At 51.1% G+C, this 17813-nt stretch carries 16 protein-coding genes; 1 reads left to right on the top strand and 15 read right to left on the bottom strand.

Features of this window, described 5'->3' with window-relative positions; translation table 11 throughout:
- From prmC to ychF, 3 genes are all read right to left on the bottom strand, one after another.
- A partial coding sequence (gene prmC, locus V8F51_RS28955) for a peptide chain release factor N(5)-glutamine methyltransferase (protein ID WP_337103986.1) occupies positions 1 to 748 on the bottom strand: 748 nt, incomplete at its 3' end.
- 218 nt (positions 749 to 966) lie between these two features.
- Positions 967 to 2037, bottom strand: a complete 1071-nt coding sequence (gene prfA, locus V8F51_RS28950; protein ID WP_337103985.1) for a peptide chain release factor 1 — start codon at positions 2035 to 2037, stop codon at positions 967 to 969.
- Positions 2038 to 2267: 230 nt separating this feature from the next.
- Positions 2268 to 3368, bottom strand: a complete 1101-nt coding sequence (gene ychF, locus V8F51_RS28945) for a redox-regulated ATPase YchF (RefSeq protein WP_337103984.1) — start codon at positions 3366 to 3368, stop codon at positions 2268 to 2270.
- 158 nt (positions 3369 to 3526) lie between these two features.
- Between ychF and V8F51_RS28940 the strand changes: the two genes are divergently transcribed.
- A complete protein-coding gene (locus tag V8F51_RS28940; protein WP_337103983.1) occupies positions 3527 to 3715 on the top strand; it encodes a hypothetical protein in 189 nt (62 codons plus the stop codon).
- A 235-nt stretch (positions 3716 to 3950) separates the two neighbouring features.
- Here V8F51_RS28940 and V8F51_RS28935 read toward each other — a convergent pair whose 3' ends face one another.
- The 12 genes from V8F51_RS28935 to trxA all read right to left on the bottom strand — a co-directional run bounded on the left by V8F51_RS28935 (position 3951) and on the right by trxA (position 17799).
- Entirely contained in the window at positions 3951 to 4889 is a 939-nt protein-coding gene (locus tag V8F51_RS28935; RefSeq protein WP_337103982.1) for a glycosyl hydrolase, read from the bottom strand.
- Between the two features lie 46 nt (positions 4890 to 4935).
- Positions 4936 to 5760, bottom strand: coding sequence for a carbohydrate ABC transporter permease (locus V8F51_RS28930; RefSeq protein WP_337103988.1), 825 nt, complete (start codon positions 5758 to 5760; stop codon positions 4936 to 4938).
- Positions 5760 to 6641 (bottom strand): carbohydrate ABC transporter permease, encoded by an 882-nt coding sequence (locus tag V8F51_RS28925; protein WP_337103981.1) that lies wholly within the window; start codon positions 6639 to 6641, stop codon positions 5760 to 5762. Before V8F51_RS28925 ends, V8F51_RS28930 begins: the two co-directional genes overlap by 1 nt.
- Before the next feature lie 70 nt (positions 6642 to 6711).
- Positions 6712 to 7992, bottom strand: a complete 1281-nt coding sequence (locus V8F51_RS28920) for an ABC transporter substrate-binding protein (RefSeq protein WP_337103980.1) — start codon at positions 7990 to 7992, stop codon at positions 6712 to 6714.
- Between the two features lie 114 nt (positions 7993 to 8106).
- Complete coding sequence (locus V8F51_RS28915; RefSeq protein WP_337103979.1) at positions 8107 to 9633, bottom strand: response regulator; 1527 nt, start codon at positions 9631 to 9633, stop codon at positions 8107 to 8109.
- A gap of 30 nt (positions 9634 to 9663) precedes the next feature.
- The gene (locus V8F51_RS28910; RefSeq protein ID WP_337103978.1) at positions 9664 to 11493 is read right to left on the bottom strand and encodes a cache domain-containing sensor histidine kinase; all 1830 of its coding nucleotides are present in this window, start codon (positions 11491 to 11493) and stop codon (positions 9664 to 9666) included.
- Positions 11494 to 11902: 409 nt separating this feature from the next.
- Positions 11903 to 14269, bottom strand: coding sequence for an S-layer homology domain-containing protein (locus V8F51_RS28905; protein ID WP_337103977.1), 2367 nt, complete (start codon positions 14267 to 14269; stop codon positions 11903 to 11905).
- Positions 14270 to 14400: 131 nt separating this feature from the next.
- On the bottom strand, positions 14401 to 15666 hold the full coding sequence (locus V8F51_RS28900) for a phospholipid carrier-dependent glycosyltransferase (protein ID WP_337103976.1): 1266 nt from the start codon (positions 15664 to 15666) through the stop codon (positions 14401 to 14403).
- A gap of 31 nt (positions 15667 to 15697) precedes the next feature.
- A complete protein-coding gene (locus tag V8F51_RS28895) occupies positions 15698 to 16045 on the bottom strand; it encodes an EamA family transporter (RefSeq protein ID WP_337103975.1) in 348 nt (115 codons plus the stop codon).
- Positions 16045 to 16389, bottom strand: a complete 345-nt coding sequence (locus V8F51_RS28890) for a DUF2304 domain-containing protein (RefSeq protein ID WP_337103974.1) — start codon at positions 16387 to 16389, stop codon at positions 16045 to 16047. The genes V8F51_RS28895 and V8F51_RS28890 overlap by 1 nt, the downstream gene beginning before the upstream one ends.
- Before the next feature lie 40 nt (positions 16390 to 16429).
- Positions 16430 to 17212: a glycosyltransferase family 2 protein gene (locus V8F51_RS28885; protein WP_337103973.1), complete on the bottom strand. Its 783-nt coding sequence runs from the start codon at positions 17210 to 17212 to the stop codon at positions 16430 to 16432.
- 275 nt (positions 17213 to 17487) lie between these two features.
- Entirely contained in the window at positions 17488 to 17799 is a 312-nt protein-coding gene (gene trxA / locus V8F51_RS28880; protein ID WP_337103972.1) for a thioredoxin, read from the bottom strand.
- Between the last annotated feature and the right edge of the window lie 14 nt (positions 17800 to 17813).

Below are 17813 nucleotides of genomic sequence, written 5' to 3'. Positions count from 1 at the left end.
GGTCAAGCCCGTCTTCGCCGCCGACCAGCGCGAGGTGCGGCTCATAGTCGCGCACCTCGCGCTGCAGCCCTTCCATATCCGCCGCCGGTATGTACGGCGGATTGGACACGAGCACGTCGATGCGCAGCCCGGCGTGCTCAGTATTGTCGCGCCCCGGCACGAAGGGCGCGAGAAGGTCGCCCTGCACGAAAGCAATGCGGCCGTCCGCCTCATGGCGGGCCGCGTTCGTGCGGGCGACTGCCAGCGCGTCCGGCGATAGATCGGACGCGCATAAGCGCCATCCGTGACGCTGCGAAGCTAGCGTCACGGCGATGGCGCCGCTGCCCGTGCCGACGTCGACGACCGTCGGCACGGCAGCGGCTTCCGGCGGCCAGAGCCTGTCGGCCGCCTCAAGCACGGCCTCTACGAGCAGCTCCGTCTCCGGCCGCGGAATAAGCACGGCCGGCGTGACCGCGAACGGCCGGCCGTAGAACCACTGCTCGCCGATCATATACTGAATCGGCTCGCCCAGCGCCTTACGGCGGACCAGCTCCGTCCATGCCTCCGCCTTATCCGCCGGGAATAGCTCGCCATAGTCGCGCAGCAGCTGCGAGCGCTCCATACCGAGCACATGCAGCAGCAGCAGCTCCGCATTGCCGCGCGCCTCTTCAACCCCGTGCGCCGCAAGCTCGTTCGTCGCGTGCAGCATCGCATCGCGCAGCGTTAACCACTGCGCCGCCCCATTTCCACCAACAACATCGCCCATCATCCCAGCACCCTCCATACTCTTCACGCCTAATCATAATTCCCGTTGTTCCCTATTCCCGTCGCAGCATCAGCTGCTGCTCCATATTCCGCTCATTCGCACCGCATAATATGCTTATCCCTGCTCATTCCTACCAATCCAAGCAAAAAACGCCGGACCTCCGCCGCGCTCGCTCTTCTAGAGAGCAATCGCAGCGGGAATCCAGCGCATTGATTGTTATCTTAACCCATGTCGCGTTCCATCAGGTCCGCTTGCTCGGCAATCGTCAGCGATGAAATAATGTCAGCCATATCGCCGTTCATAACGGAATCCAAGCGGTGCAGCGTCAAGTTGATACGGTGATCGGTTACGCGGCTTTGCGGATAGTTGTACGTACGGATCCGCTCACTGCGGTCGCCTGTACCAACCTTGCTCTTACGCTCACCCGAATATTTCGCCTCTTCCTCTTGGCGGCGAATATCGGAAATACGAGCACGAAGAACTTGCAGCGCCTTCGCTTTGTTCTCGTTCTGCGATTTGCCGTCTTGGCAAGTCGCCATAATGCCCGTAGGTACGTGCAATACGCGAACGGCCGACTTCGTCGTATTAACGGACTGTCCGCCTGCGCCGCTGGAGCAGAACGTATCGATCCGAATATCTTTGTCGAGAATCTCGATCTCGACTTCTTCAACTTCCGGCATTACCGCAACCGTCGAAGTCGACGTATGAATGCGGCCGCCCGATTCCGTTGCGGGAATACGTTGTACGCGGTGAGCGCCGCTTTCGTACTTCAGCTTGCTGTACGCGCCTTTGCCCTGCACCATGAAAATAACCTCTTTAAATCCGCCCAAATCATTTTCGCTAAACTCCATCAGTTCTACGCGCCAGCCTTGTGCATCGGCGTACTTCGTGTACATCCGGTACAAGTCGTAAGCGAACAATGCAGCTTCGTCGCCGCCAGCCGCGCCGCGAATTTCCACGATCACGTTTTTGTCGTCATTCGGGTCCTTCGGCAGCAATAGAATGCGGACTTTCTCGTCCAGCGATTCCTTGCGCGCGCTAAGTTCGTCGATTTCCATCTTCACCATTTCGCGCATTTCATCATCGAGCTTCTCGCCTTGCATGACTTTGGCGTCGTCGAGCTGCTCTGACACTTGCTTATATTCCGTAAAGGCATCGTATGCCTCTTGTAAGTCCGACTGCTCCTTCGAAAGCTCTCTAAGCCGCTTCGGATCGCTGGATACATCCGGATCGCATAACAGCTCGCTTAGCTTCTCATACCGGTCGGCGAGCGCTTGTAAACGGTCTATCACAATCATTCACCTCTGTTTATTCCATTAGGATATTCCTTATTATATCATACCTGATGCCGCGTATCGACAGGTGCTTTTTTGACGTATAGGAAAGTATATGAACCTCACTGTACATTACGTATGCCGAGGCCGCATTACATGCTACACCAAACCGCGTATTACTCTGCAAAAAAGGGCGTCTCGGCAAGCCTACGCCAACGCGCGTCCTGCCAGACACCCTTCTATTCCTCCTACACGTTAAAACGGAAATGCATAACGTCGCCGTCGCGCACGACGTAATCTTTACCCTCGAGGCGAACTTGGCCTCTCTCGCGGGCAACGCCCATCGAACCGGCAGCAGCCAGGTCCGTGAACGATACAACCTCGGCACGGATGAAGCCGCGCTCGAAGTCGGTATGAATAACGCCTGCCGCTTGCGGCGCTTTCGTGCCATTGCGGATCGTCCAAGCGCGAACCTCTTGTACGCCAGCCGTGAAGTACGTGTATAAGCCAAGCAGCTTGTAAGCCGCTTTAATAAGACGGTTCAAACCGGACTCGGCCATTCCGAGCTCCTCAAGGAACATTTCCTTGTCTTCGCCCTCAAGCTCGGCAATCTCGGACTCCACCTTCGCGCTGATTGGAACAACCTCTGCATTTTCTTGCGCCGCGAACTCGCGCACCTTCTGTACGTATTCGTTGCCGTCCGTATCGCCCGCTTCGGATTCGCTTACGTTCGCCGCATACAGCACCGGCTTCATCGTCAGCAAGTGCAGGTCGCGAATGACAAGCTTCTCTTCTTCGCTAAGGTCCAAGCTGCGTGCAGGCAAATCGTTATACAACGCTTCCTTAACGCGCTCAAGCACTTCAACCTCTAAAGCAATCTTTTTGTCGCCGCCCTTTAAGTTTTTGCGGGAGCGGTCAATTTTTTTCTCAACCGAATCGAGATCGGCAAGCACAAGCTCAAGGTTAATCGTCTGAATGTCGCTGATCGGATCTACTTTGCCAGCTACATGCGTAATGTTGTCGTCTTGGAAGCAGCGAACGACGTGAACGATCGCGTCAACCTCGCGGATGTGCGCAAGGAACTTGTTGCCAAGTCCTTCGCCCTTGCTCGCGCCTGCAACGAGGCCGGCAATATCAACGAATTCGAATGCCGTTGGCACGATGCTCTTAGGAGTAACGAGCTCAACGAGTTTATCCAGACGCTCGTCCGGCACCTCAACGACACCTACGTTAGGATCGATTGTACAGAATGGATAGTTTGCGGATTCAGCTCCCGCTTGCGTAATTGCATTAAACAAGGTCGATTTGCCGACGTTCGGCAAGCCGACGATTCCTGCTTTCAAAGCCATGTATATGACACCCCTATTTTCCCGAAAGTAAACAACTTCCGTCATTATACCCCAGCAACCTCCACTTTGAAAGTCCGAAAGGCTGGAATGGCGCTTATGTTCACAGGAAATAATACCGTGGAGCGAGTTATCGCAGCCTCATACAGGGAGATGACAGCATGGAAAATCAAACGCACAAAGGCAATTACAAAGGCACGACGCATATGAAAGCGAAGAATCAGGACATGGCCTTCGTCAACGACAACGTCGAAGATGCCAAGTCCGTCTCCAACTTCTCCACGAAAAAGAAAAAACGGATTAATCACGCAAAGAGGTGTTATCCCAAAAGAGGGCAGCTCGCACTATAATTGTCGTTGATTGGATTTCATACAGGCTAATGAGCAAAATCGTATCATGGATGCCGTTTGAGTGGATTATGTCCAGGCAAATGAGCGCACAAGAGCGAAAACGAGTAAAATAGTTCGATTAGGTTGGATGTATTCCAATCAAAGAGTCTTTCTTGATCCGTCTGGTGGATTAGATTGGATGATTTCCAGTCTAAATGCGACAAATGGGGGCTGTCCCAAAGACAGCCCCCTTTCTTTAATTATTTTCAGGCAGCAAATTCATCTCGAACGGCTCGTCGCGGTTGCACACGAGCTTGCCGTCAACGAAATCAAGCTTGGCGGCTTGAATAGATGAACGCCTGCTCTCGTATTGCCTCTCTTGCCCTTCGTTATTCAACGCTCCGTTTCTACCCGGATGAGTGAAGTAGAAAATATAGGCGTTATCGCCTTGCACGACGACATCCGCATGGAAGCCAATGCCTCCATCATCCTCGCGCGCTCCCGGCTGGTCAAGAATGAGTCCGTTACGCTCCCACGTATCCAGATCATCCGACCGGAATACGCCTTGGCCTCTCCATTCATCGACAATCATCCAATAAGAGCCTTTGAACCAGAACACATTCGGCCCTTCGTGGCCGCGTCCCGTAATGACCGGACCGACAACCTTCCACTCGTACAGATCTTCGCTGTCCGCCGCATAAGTAAACGACTCGTTGTCTTCGTCTTTGTACCACATGCGGAAGCCGCCGCCCGGCAGCTCATGAATGCATGAATCGATGACGCGGGACGAGCTTAACGCGAGCTTGGAACGGAATGTCCAGTCGAGCAAATTCGGACTCGTATAATGCATAACGTCGCGGCGGTGGTCCGGCCAATCGACAGGCACGCCTTGAATATAGCTAACGTACATGTGATACAAGCCGTCATGCCAGTAGATCTCCGGAGCCCAGAACGTGTTCCGTCCCCATTCGATATCGAGCCCTTGCAGCGTGCCCCGGTACAGCCAGCTGTTGCCTCCGTCTCGCGAGGAAGCCACTCCGAGATCAGTGCCGTGGACCCAAGCGAACTTAGTGCCCTCCGCCGTCGCCCGGCGATTCGTATAAATCATCCACCACTCCTGAGCCTCGCGGTTCCAAATGACGACCGGATCGGCCGCCCCGTCATAGATAGGATCTCGAAATAAAGGTGCGTTCATGCAGCTATCGTCTCCTTCGTTATTAAATCCACCTTAGTGCTACTGATTAACCTTTGACAGCGCCGCCGACAATTCCTTTTACGATCTGCTTCTGCATCAGTATGAAGAAGATGAAGATCGGAATGAGCACGATAACCGTCAACGTCATGAATAACGGCCAATCAACGGCGAATTCACCCTTGGCTTTGTATACCTGCAGGACAAGCGTCGCGTTGTCGGACGAGTTAAGGAACAGCATCGGCGCGAGAAAATCATTCCACACCCACATCGTCTGATAAATGATGGCTGTAACCGTAATCGGCTTCAGCAGCGGGAAAATAATACGCCAGAAGATACCCCAAACGGTACATCCGTCGATTGTCGCCGCTTCGGACAACTCCTTCGGCACCGTCTTCATATAGCCCATCATTAAGAAGAAGACGAATACCGAGCCTCCCATATAAATGAACATAATACCGTACAGCTTATCGACAAGGTGGAATTGCGTCATCAGCTCGAATAGCGGAATAAGCGTCGTTTGGAACGGAATGAGGAAACCCGCCAGCAAATAACCCATAATAATACGGTTCGTCTTACCCGGGTTGAAGACGATGGGATACGCCGCCATCGCGCCGATTAGAACCATGAGAAGCACTGATATGACCGTAATGATCAAGCTGTTGCCGAAGCTTTGCAGCAGCGGCACTTCCGTAAATACGCGCTCGTAATTGTCGAAGTTCAGCTTCGTCGGCAGGCTGAGCGGATTTCTCGCCGTCTCGACCGGTGTTTTCAACGTATTGACGATGATTAAGTAGAAAGGGAAAAACGTAATAACGCCGACCGGCAGCATGACGATATCAAGCAGCCAATTTTTGCGGTTTTTCTCCGTCATCATAACATCTTCTCCTCTCGGCGCTGCATGACCGTCACTTGGAAGTAAGTGAGCGCCAGCACGATCAGGAAGAACACGATAGACATGGCGGATGCGAGTCCGAATTGTACTTCGGAGATGCCGCGAAGCACGATAACCTGCGTAATCGTATGCGTCTCGAAGCCCGGACCGCCTTTCGTCAGCGCGAACGGAATTTCGAATACTTTGAGACCGCCCGTGAGGAGCAGCATGACGCTGATCGTCATGGCCGGAGCCAGCAGCGGCAGCGTTATGCTGCGGATTTGCTGCCAGCGGTTAGCCCCGTCAATCGAAGCCGCTTCGTAATAATCCTTCGAGATGCCTTGCAGAAAGGCGAGATACAATACCGCATGCCAGCCAGCACCCGCCCATACCGCAACAAGGATGGTCGACATCTTGGCTAACATCGGATCGGACAGCCAAGGCTGCGGCCCTGCTCCGAACAAGGTGTGAAGCACGTTATTCAACACGCCCGAAGCGATCGGCGACAAGATGAAACCCCACACGTATGCAAGGATTAGACCGCTTGGAATGGACGGGAAGAAGAAGATCGCACGGTGAATGTTTTTTGTATAAAAATTCCGGTCCAGCACGAGCGCCAGCACAATTGCCAGCAGCGTGGTCAGAATCGTTGTCGATATTGCGAATAAGAGCGTGTAGGAAATACCCGATATAATCGCGGCATCCTTGAAAATTTTCACATAATTCGTCAAACCTACGAAATCGTATTCCTTCGAATAACCGTTAAAGTTCGTCAAGCTGAATAAAAACGATTTGATAAGCGGGTAGATCGTAAATACCGTATAGAAAAACATAATCGGAATAAGAAAAACTTGGTACTGGAAAGATCTTAGCAGTTTCATCTCGCAGGCTCCCTCCCTCATGATACGGCTGAGGGGATTGCTCCCCTCTAATGCCGCTCACTGTCTCTGTTTATTTGCTTTCCATCTCTTTCAGCTTCTGGTCCATTGCCCCTGTAATCGTCTCAATCGAGCCTTTGCCGACGAGCAGGTCCTGTACGGATACGACCATCTGATTGCGAAGCGCTTCTTGGTGTCTCGGCCAAGAAACCATCGGGAGATAGAATTTGCCTGCGAGTAATCCTTCTTTGTACGCTTTTTCTAGAGCGGGGTGCACTTTGCTCTCATAACCTGGAAGCGTAATGATTTGACCCGTGCCTTTTTCGAAATTTTCCAAGCCTTCAGGCGTAGACATGTATTCAACGAACTTAATAGCCGCGTCTTGATTTTTCGAAGCGCTGTTTACCGCGAAACCTACGTTCGGAGCGCCTGCATAATAGTCTTGACCTGCTTCGGCACCTGGAATTGCCATCATGCTGAATTGCAGCTCCGGATTCGCTTTCTCGATAGCCGGAATGTTCCATGGCCCGCCTTGAATCATCGCTACGTTGCCGATTGCGAATTCATTAACCATTTGATCGGCAGTCAAGCCCATCATATCGGAAGTAATGATTTTGTTGTCGACCAGACCTTCCTTCCACATTTGCAGCGGCTTCGTCCAACCTTCGGCGAACGTCGCTTCGCCTGCGAACAGTTTAGCGTCATAGTCCGGATTGCCGGACAACGTTTGACTAGCTACAAGAGCACCTTGAATGGTGGAAATATCGCCTGCGTTATCATACAGCGGTACGATTCCGGCTTCTTTCAGCTTCAGGCACAGGTCGATAAACTCCTGCCATGTTTTCGGCTCTTCCGTCGCTCCAACCTTCGCGAACAGTTCTTTGTTGTAATAGATGCCGCCTACCCAGCCGGCTTGGGAGAATGCATACGTTTTGCCGTCACGAGTGAACATGCCTTTGCTTGCGTCCGTCATCTTGGCGATAAACGGCTGATCCGTCATATCAAGCGCATAACCGCCATCGATCAGCTCGTTGCGGTTCTCGGCCGCCATGATGAACACGTCCGTCGCGGAGTTGGACAGCAGCATCGTTTGCAGCTTGGCGATATAGTCCTTAACCGGCGGAGCCGTCTGGAAGTCGATCGTGATGTTCGGGTATTTCGCCGTGAAACCGTCAATGACCGGCTTCATTTCGGTTTCATTGTTCCACGAGAGCAGACTTAGCTTTACCTTTTTGTCTGTGCCGGTACCTTCGCCGCCCGCTTCGCCCTCTTTGTTGCCGTTACTGCCGCAAGCGGATAGGACAAGCGTCACCGCCATCATGGCGATCAAAAGCAATAAACTTGATTTTCTCATGCTGTATTCCCCCTGTTAACGAGTTTTTGTAAGCACTTTCACCATTATGATAACGCTTTAATAGGGGCTCTTGAATTTACATCGTTGCACGGTTTTTTGTACTTTGTTGCACGCTTACATATTGGGCGGTTGATGCTTGCCCCCACGGTAATCTTTTGGCGAGACCCCAAAGTGCTTTTTGAACGTTTTGCTAAAATGACTTTCGTCGACAAAGCCGGTCATCTCTGCAATAGCGCTGTTTTTCAAATTCGTACCCGACAGAAGCTCCGCGGCCTTATCCATCCGGATCTGCGTCACGTACTGCCAGTAGTTGATCCCGAATTGCTGTTTGAACATGCGGCTTAGCTGATATTTATCCAAACCGTACGTATCAGCGACGGACTGCAGCGATAAATCTTCTTCGTAATGCAGCTCGATATGCGATTTGATTCTTGTGATCGTTTCTTCCGTCCGCTCGGCGGCGTGATCCGTTCTGACAACCAAGCTATCGATTATAGCGTAGAAATAGGACTCCAGCTCGGCAGCGGTATGAAGCTTCCTCAGCCTCTCCAGCGTTACCGGTTCATTATCCGTCGTGAAGCGCTTCGAACGGCTCATCGCTTGCTCGGCCATCGTCAAATAATGTTTGCATAAGCGGTATACTTGATCCGACTCCAGCCTTAGCGCTCTAAAAACGTTGAACAAAGCAGCAACAATGTCCTTCATCGCCTCCTGCGGGAAGGCAAGCGAGAACTTTTCCTCGAACGACTTATCGAACTGCTCATAATGCTGCATGGTCCACGCCTCTGACTTGGCGGCCTCACTGCCGACTTGAACCATGACTGATGAATAGAAGCCGCTTGCCGCAGCAACGCTGCTTTGTGCCAGCAGTGCATTCAGCTCCTCCGGTGTATCGCCAATCGAGCTAAGTCCTATGATGACGCGACATTGCGGATAATCGGATTGCCAGGACAATGCAGCTGTCTCCCCTAATTTCACGAGCTCGTCCATCCGGGCATCGCTGGTCAACCCAAGTACGGCTGCGAACTTAAGCGAATGCACCTGCGCAAGAACCTTTATCTCCGACACAGACTCCATCCGTTTCAATAAAGAAACTAGCCCATCCTTATGCAACTGCTCTCCCGTCATCTGAACAATGATATATCGTTTAATCCCGAGCAAAGGGAATGCTGACCTCGCCGTCGTAAGATCGCTCTCCTCGTCACCGCTTTGCTCCTGCTCTTGCCTGAAGTAACTCGTTATCGCACTGCCAAGCATCGTCGCTTGTTCCGCCTTCAGCTCCTCAATCAGCTCCTTAAGCGCTGAATCAAGCTGTGCCGTATCGACCGGCTTGAGCAAATATTGAGCAACGCTTAGCCGAAGCGCCTCCCGAGCATATTCGAATTCATCGTAAGCGCTCAATATGATCGTTTTCGGCTTATGGGACAGCTGCTGCAGCTGTTTCAATGCCTCGATGCCGTTCAAGTGCGGCATTTGAATGTCGATAATGAGCAGCTCCGGCTGCCACTGCTCGGCAAGTTCGGCAGCTTCCCGTCCGTCGTACGCATGCTTAATCTCCGTAATGCCGAGCGACTGCCAATTCATCATTTTATCCAAAAAAGTATGCAGCGACTGCTGATCGTCCGCAATAAGCAGCTTCATCCTTCTCTCTCCCTTCATCCTTGATGTGAATTAATCCATAATGGGCAGCAGGATAGAAACTCTCATTCCCACTCCCTGCTTGCTATAGATGCGGATGCCATACGGTTCTCCGTATTTGAGCTTAATTCGTTGATTCACATTGTATAAGCCGATATTGTCGCTTTTCTGCGTCGTGCTGTTAATATGCCGGGTCAACTCGGCCGCACGATCCTTGGACATGCCTTGTCCATTGTCGGATACAACGATCAGTACGCCCTTGCGGCCGCCGACCGCTTTAATATGGATGGCACCCTCCCGGATATGGTCGCCGAAGCCGTGACGAATCGAATTTTCAACGATCGGCTGAAGCGTCAGCTTCGGTATTTTGCGGCGCAGCACGTCCCGGTCCGGAATGGAGAACGATACACGGATACCGTTATTGTATTTTTTATTGAGAATATACAAGTAGTCCGACACGTTATTGATCTCGCGCTCCAGCTCAACTTCCTCCGCCGAACGTTTCATGGAGTACCGGAACAGGTTGCTGAGCGACAGCACGATATGATTCGATTCCTCGGTATTGCCGCATACGATCTCCGTCTGCAGCTGCTGCAGCGTATTAAACAGAAAATGCGGATTAATCTGCGCTTGAAGCGTCTTCAGCTCTTCTTCCTTCAAGTTAATTTGCGTCAAATAGTTTTGCTTAATGAGCAAATCAATCCGGCCCATCAGCCCTTTAAATTTGTCGCCGATCTGATTAAGCTCTCTGTAACGATAATCGCGCGGCTTCACGTACAACGAATCGTCCTCGCCCATTCTGTCGAGCGTCGCCATCAATCTCCTCACCGGCAGCGAAATGCGCAGCGTAATGAGCAGGCTGATAAGCGTGTTCGCAATCAAACATAAGTAGAGGATGCGACCCAGATTCGTCTTGAGCGGCTGCGACTGGCTCGTAATATCGGACATCGGTACGGTGGAGATCATTTTCCAGCCGCTGACGGCGATAGGCTGATAAATGACGAGCGTCTCAACCCCGTCGATATTTTCTTGAAAATGGCCCGAAGGATGCTCGTACAGCTTCTCTTCCGAAGGAAAGTCGAGTACTTGTCCAATCTTAGCGCTGTCCTTATGGACGATAATATGGCGGTTCTCATCAATTAGGAAGATGCTGCCCTTATTTTGATAAGCGCTTTGCTCGAACATGCCGTTGATTTTGCCCAAATCCAGATTCCCAATAACCGCCCCGAGAATTTGCCCTTGATAGCCCTTAACTTGCAACACCACCGACAGCACCGGTTGATTGTAACGCGTAATATCCGTCGACAGATAATAGTCCTGCATATGGACGCCAATACTGAAAAAGCTGCCTTGCGGATTACGCTCGAACGTCTGTTTCACCCACGGTTGCGACTGGAAAGGGTAATCCCATTGTAACGTTTTGCGTCCGTCCAAATTGTTGACGTACCCCGTCTCGCCTATCATAAGGACGTCGCTGATCAGTGTCTGATAGGTGCTTACTCCCTGCGCAATCTCGGCAATGTTGCGCTCATGCTGAAGCCTGCTCTCGATGCCGATCTTCTGATGCTCCTTCATCATCGTGATAACGGAGTGGTTGCCTGCCAGCATGACGAGCGACCGCTTCGACTCCTCCAGATTGAAGCTAAGACCAAGCGCCGCTTGCTCCATCACCTTGTTGCTGGAGCTGACGATTTCGCCCGTTATCATCTTCGTGGAGTCCTTGATGGACAGGTAGCCGAGCAGCAGCAGAAGCAGCACATTTACGAGTAAATAAGATACGAGTATCGTCCGCATAATCGTCCGGTCCAGAAACGTGTGCCGCAAATATACGAAAACTTTCTTCACGTTGTCCCTCGTTTTCACTGGATGCCCCCTGCCTTTGTCATTTCTAGAGGGTATTATAGCATGATGCCGCCTAATTGTACGTACAAGTTGTTAGTTGTAGCTGTTGCAAATGAGACCTTTTCCCGCGCAGCCTCCACGCGCTCCAAACCATCCATAACCATTAACGCCATTGTCTTCGTTGCACTTTCTGCAACAGACGGGGGCTAGTAGCCCCCTTTGCCGAGCTCTGATTGCACATTATGCAACAGAACCAGGTCTGCATGGGCGATACAGAATCAAGATATCATATTCTATTGCAGTTTCTGCAACGAGGAGCTAATGAAAGCCCATTTTGAGCCTATCTGTTGCAAAAAGTGCAGCGAAACACGAAAAAAAGGATGGAGCAGAAATACCGCCTGCTCCATCCCTTTTCAATTACTAAAATAATTTACATCCTCAGCGGCGCTTCAGCCAAATCCGCACGCGTCTGCAAGTAGCGGAAGAACGCTACCGACGCTTCGGCGCGGGTGACCAGCTTCCCAGGCAAAAACTTGCCGTCTGACAAGCTCATGATCTTCAGTCCTACCGCAATCGCGGCCTGACCTTTGTTCTCGATCTGATCGGAGTCCTTGAAGCTCGCTTTAAAGATATGATCGTACTCCGCAAGCGCATTGTAGCCAAGCGCTCTTACAATCAGCTTCGACATCTCATCGCGGCTGACTTTGCCGTCCGGATTGAAGGAGCCATCGCCGATGTCGATCAAGTTCTGCGCCAGCGCGCTCTCTACATAGACGAAGTAACTGGAATCCGCCGCAACGTCGTCGAATGAAGCTTTCTCCAGCGCTGCCGAAGCTGTTCCCATGTCGTACATTGGAGAGTTTCCGCTATTGCGCGCAAGCACAAGCATCTTGATAAGCTCGCCCCGCGTAACCTGTTCACTCGGCCGCACCTTGCCATCCTTCACATCAAGCGCTTTGTAAGCTACCATCAGCTCAAGCTGACGCTGTGCCCAATGGCCCTCGATGTCGGTTGCCTTCGGCTTCTCGAGTTGTGTCGCCTCGCCGGTCTCGCGATTCCGCCAGCTTCCCGTTTCCGCATCGAGGAAGATGCTCTCGTCAAGCGGACGCGGTACGAGACGGTAGACGAGCTCCGCTTCGTTTTTCGTCGTAAGCTGCGACTCGCTCGCTTCGCCTGCCGCGATCAACACTAACATTTTTTGATACGGAATCGGCTGACCTTCCCACCAATATTGCTGAACGAGCTGGTAAGCCAATTCCGTGCGGTAATAGCCTAGCCACTTCGAGATGGCCGCATCTTTCGTGATGACGCCTGGCGGTGAAGCCGGATAATCGAAGTCTGCGATATTTCCATTGTAATCCGTCACTTCTCCCGTACGGGAATCAATCGATACGCCAACATTGTCATATTCCACGGTTGCCCCATGAACTTTGCGAACGAACTCGATTCGATATGATCCGATCTCGCCGGCGGACTTGCCTTCATATGTTTCTGGTTTATGGGAGACGATATAAAGCTCATGCGTTAGCCATGGCAACTGCTTCTTAACCGTTGCCGACGCCAGCTCCATTGCCTGCTGCAGCGATACAGGCGCTTTGTCTGTCTCTCCCTTCTCGGGAGACGCCGAATAATTGTAATTATAGTAGTTGCGAACGGCACCCGACTGGCCGTCGACTGTGGCTGATAGGAAACCTTGCTCCTTACCGTCCTTCGTAATCGTCCAGTTCAAATCCCAATAGGCATTCGTTTTGCCCGAGTATTCGTCCTTATTTTCGCTGTAATTGGAATGCGACAGCACGGCATCTGCCGGAAGCTTGAAGGCTGCTTTCACAAGCTCCACCGCACGCTGTTCCGTAATATTGCTATTCGATGGCTTCGTCCCATCCGGCTTCGCAGTCAACGGAGTCGTAGATACCGTGCCTTGACGATAATACGAAATGTTCGTACGGTCCTTCGTGTCTCCGCTCACGGCATCAATCGCCAAGGAGTCCAGCTTGTAGCTAAGAACAGGCTTGCGCTCTCCCTTCGCGCTGTACGGAATGATATACACCAGCTCGGGCTTAGCTGCCGCGCGCAGCTTAGCGTCCGCTTGCTCTGCTGTAAGCGTCGCGCTTACCTTTGGAAATACAATTGTTTCATCCCAGCGCAGCGAATAGCTCATCATATGTCCTTCGCTGTCAATCTCCGCTTCAATGTAGTTATCCGCATACGGAATGCCGTTCACGATCCGGTCGAACCGCAGCATATGTCGAACCTGACCAGTAAGCGGAGGCAGCAATGATACACCATATTCCGTATTCAGCTTAACTTGCGATTCGTAATTAGGCGCCAATGTATGTATAAACTCAAGTGCAAGCTTCTGCGCCGCACCCCTCTCCACTTTGAGCGGATAGGTTGGTTTAGCCGACGGGTTATCGACATACGTTCGAAACTCCAACAGCTGGCCGTTATCAGCATGAATGCGTACATAGATGCTGCCTTGCTGCTTGCCGTTTACCTTCTTCACAAAATCGAGACTCCATGTATTGCGTTTCCCGACCGCTAGCTGCTCTGACGAGAAGCCAGTCCCTTGGAGCGTGTACTCCTTCGGAATGTTCACATACTGTCTGGCGAGAGCTTCTGCTTTGGCCTTCGTAATCTGAGCATTCGTGCCGCTTTGGACGGCCGTTTCGCTGCCCGCTGCCGCGCTAGCGCCTCCACTGTCGGCACTATCGGCAAATGCTTGTCCAGGCAATGTACCCATAATCATTGCAGCCGTTAAAATCGTTGCGAGCTTCGTACGATTATTGCGCCTCACTACTTCGTCCTCCTTTATTTTTCCATTACTTACATCTTATAAAACGGAAGTAGCAGGTTGGAAGTTGCACCCAATTAAAAACAAAAAAAACTGTCTTCGTTCCACAAGGGGAAGGAAGACAGCTTTCTTTGCTAAGCAGCTCTCCGACTGGATAAGAGCCCCCATAGCTTCTGTAATATAAATATGCCAAGCCAAACGGAGAAAATAATAAAGATAGGCATGACGGTGAAATTATACCGATATTCCGGCACGAATACGAGCCTGATCATAGACATAATGACGAGCACGACTGCCAGCATAACGCCCGGATGTCTCCAGCGCCAGATCAGTCCGAGAAGCGTAATAATGCTGCTGTATACGATGAGAAGATGCAAGTAAGCGACCTTCGGATACGCATAGAAAATCGGAGAATGTCCCGATCCGAAGAACATATGGCTATATGTATACTTCAGCTTGCCAACCGTGTACCACTTCACGTACGTCCATGTTTGTGTCGTAAAGCCTGCTTTAATGCGCGCCCATGCGTAATCGGACTGCGTCATCCATTTTTCCTTCTGCACAATACGATCCTCGTAGTTTTTGTCCGGATACGTACCCGCGGAGAATGGATTGGACTGCGAAGAAGTAAGTACGAATTCATTGAGCGACACAATATTGCGAATCCACCACGGCAGCATCGTAGCGGACAAGCATAGACCCGTCACGACACCGAGCAAAACGATCTTTTTGAATACGTCAGACAACGGCTTGCGATCAATCCCTGTCGCCTTCCTATTCTTGCTCCACTGCTGAAGCAGGAACACACCGTACAAAGGAACGAACAGCGGTAAAAACTCAGCCCGTACAAGTACGGTTAAGCCGAGCAGCAGACCTGCAATTGCCGCATCTCGAATGCGCTGCGTCTTGAATGCATACATCTGCATCGACAAGTATGCCATAAGCAGGAATAATGCCAACGTCTCTGTGAGAACCGCGCCAGTTGTCCAGATGAACGGATGATAGATCGCGCCGATGAAAATGGTAATCAAAGCGATCCACTTGTTTTTCGTTGCTTGCATCGCAATGATATACATCAAAGCGAGCGAAGCTAAGCTGATTAGCACTTGCGCCCAACGAATCAGCGGGAAATATTCGACGCCGATCTGCTCGCCGATCAGATACATGGCCGTCATGAAGAGCGGGTAACCCGGCGTTACGCGCGCGTTAGGCACTTCTTCTTTGTAGGCGTAGATGCCTTTGTCGACTAGACGGTGAACCATTTCATTATAATACTTCGAGTCATGCGAAATGTTGTGCTTAACCGATGTCAGGAAATCGGCTCTTAACCAGAAAGCGAGCAAAAAAATCAGGACGATCATTATCGTCCAAACTTTGTTCTTCCGTACCCATTCCAACAAATTAAACGGCCCCCTCAGACGATAACCCAACCTATTTCCAAGCTAACACGATAACTCCGACCAATATAATACCCGCGCCGATCCAGCGCTGCAGCGGAACGGTCTCGTGGAACAAGTAAACCGCCGCCACCATGCCGAGCACGTAGGCTAAGCTTTGAAGCGGATACGCAAGGCTGAGCGGCAGCTTCTTCAATACGTACAGCCACATCACCGTTGCTATTCCGTATAGAACAAGCCCTCCCCAAATATGGGGCGACCATAATAAAGTAACCACCGATTCGCCTTTGGCCGTATCCAGCTTGTTCATTCCGGTTTTCCACAGCAATTGGCCGCAGACGAGCAGCAAAATATTAAAAGCCAGTACAACGTAAGCAGCCATTAGGATTCCGACCTTTTGCGCTCATGCAGCTCATGGTGCAGAATGCCAAGCTCTTGCGTCAGACGAATGACTTTCTCCGACAGCTTCGACACAATCACGGTAAGGTGAAGAATGAGCGCTACGCAGAACAGAATGCCGACCAGGAACAAGAGCGCGGGCGCATAATCGACGCCGATCGAATCGGCAAGCGAATCGATAATTTGCGGACGCACGGACAAGAGGAGCATGACGACGCCGAACAACAGCCACAGCATCGAATATTGCTCGCGCAGCAATCTTCTATTAATTAACATAATAAGTACGATCAGAAAAGCGACACTTGTGATGATCCACAAGGCTTGCATGGAATTTCCCCCTCAAACATAAACGACTGATGCCGCTTGATTACGACTGAACTTCGACTGGTTTTGTTTGTTTCAGGCTTCGAATGAACAAAGCCAATGTTACTTTAATCATATAATACACCGATCTCATCGCATTTATAGATGAAGTGCCTCCCGTGCGAGCTTCCATGGTTACGGCTACCTCGCTCGTGCGAAGTCCGCTGCGATTGACGAGCACGATCGAATCCACTTCCGGATAATCGGTTGCATAGTCGCTTTGGAACACCGAAATCGCGCGTTTGTTAGCCGCACGGAAGCCGGACGTCACGTCAAGCACCTTTTTGCGTGTCATGGCGCTGACGATCGTCGACAAAATTTTGATGCCGATCCGTCTTGACGTGGTCGACTGGAAGCCTGTTTGCTCGATAAACCGCGAACCGATCGCAAGGTCAGCCTTGCCGCTCAGTACCGGGGACAAAATAAGGTGAAGCTGCTCGGCTTTGTGCTGTCCGTCTCCGTCCACTTGCACGGCAACATCGTAGCCGTAACGATGGGCATAACGATAACCGGTCTGCATGGCTCCGCCAATACCAAGATTTGTAGGCAGTGTGATGACGGCTGCGCCGTTCGCTTCAGCTACTTCCTTCGTGCGATCCTTCGAGCCGTCGTTAATGACGAGAATATGAGCAGACGGGCAATGCGTCTTCACATCTTTGATAACATGGCTTATGCTATGCTCTTCGTTATAAGCCGGTATTATGATCAAAATTTTTGAAGACGTATTTCCATTCCGCAGAGACTCACCTGTAACGGCGCCGTCCTTCTCAGAAATGACTGCGTTCACTCCATCATCACTCCATAAATCGTAGTTTTTTGTTGACGCTCCATTGTTCACAATACCTCTAATTCTACTAAACTTCTCTATTAGAAAGCAACTGAAAAGGTTGTGAAAATGTGTAATTGTTGTCGTTTTTACGCGAATCTATGCACCCACATGTTCCCTATTCTAGCATATATTGCAGAGAGATGAATCGCAGCATGAAAAAAAATACCGCCTGGTAACCAGCATTGCACTGATTCCAGACGATATTTAGACGTTTGCTTTTACCCTATTGTTGCTTACAGTTGACCAGCGATTTTTGCTTTCAGAGCGTCTTTGCTTTGTACGCCGACCATTTTGTCAACCGGTTGACCGTCTTTGAACAAAATAAGCGTCGGAATGCTCATTACGCCGAATTGCGAAGCAAGCTCAGGCTCTTCGTCAACGTTGATTTTTGCGATTACAGCTTGACCTTCCAGTTCAGTGGAAAGCTCTTCTACGATCGGAAGCTGCATTTTGCAAGGTCCGCACCATGGCGCCCAGAAGTCAACAAGGGATACACCGCTTTGTACGCTTTGGGAAAAGTTATCTTTCGTCAATGCTACTGCCATTTCAATCATCCTCT

The sequence above is a fragment of the Paenibacillus sp. YIM B09110 genome (assembly GCF_037167145.1).
Classification (GTDB): Bacteria; Bacillota; Bacilli; order Paenibacillales; family Paenibacillaceae; genus Pristimantibacillus.
Note: the sequence above shows the minus strand (reverse complement) of the source record. Positions and strands in the feature narration are given on the sequence as shown.

Coding starts and splice junctions, on each gene's coding strand:
- ychF (WP_337103984.1), bottom strand. CDS start 3,368: ATGGCTTTGAAAGCAGGAATCGTCGGCTTGCCGAACGTCGGCAAATCG.
- V8F51_RS28940 (WP_337103983.1), top strand. CDS start 3,527: ATGGAAAATCAAACGCACAAAGGCAATTACAAAGGCACGACGCATATG.
- V8F51_RS28935 (WP_337103982.1), bottom strand. CDS start 4,889: ATGAACGCACCTTTATTTCGAGATCCTATCTATGACGGGGCGGCCGAT.
- V8F51_RS28930 (WP_337103988.1), bottom strand. CDS start 5,760: ATGACGGAGAAAAACCGCAAAAATTGGCTGCTTGATATCGTCATGCTG.
- V8F51_RS28925 (WP_337103981.1), bottom strand. CDS start 6,641: ATGAAACTGCTAAGATCTTTCCAGTACCAAGTTTTTCTTATTCCGATT.
- V8F51_RS28920 (WP_337103980.1), bottom strand. CDS start 7,992: ATGAGAAAATCAAGTTTATTGCTTTTGATCGCCATGATGGCGGTGACG.
- V8F51_RS28915 (WP_337103979.1), bottom strand. CDS start 9,633: ATGAAGCTGCTTATTGCGGACGATCAGCAGTCGCTGCATACTTTTTTG.
- V8F51_RS28895 (WP_337103975.1), bottom strand. CDS start 16,045: ATGGCTGCTTACGTTGTACTGGCTTTTAATATTTTGCTGCTCGTCTGC.
- V8F51_RS28890 (WP_337103974.1), bottom strand. CDS start 16,389: ATGCAAGCCTTGTGGATCATCACAAGTGTCGCTTTTCTGATCGTACTT.
- trxA (WP_337103972.1), bottom strand. CDS start 17,799: ATGGCAGTAGCATTGACGAAAGATAACTTTTCCCAAAGCGTACAAAGC.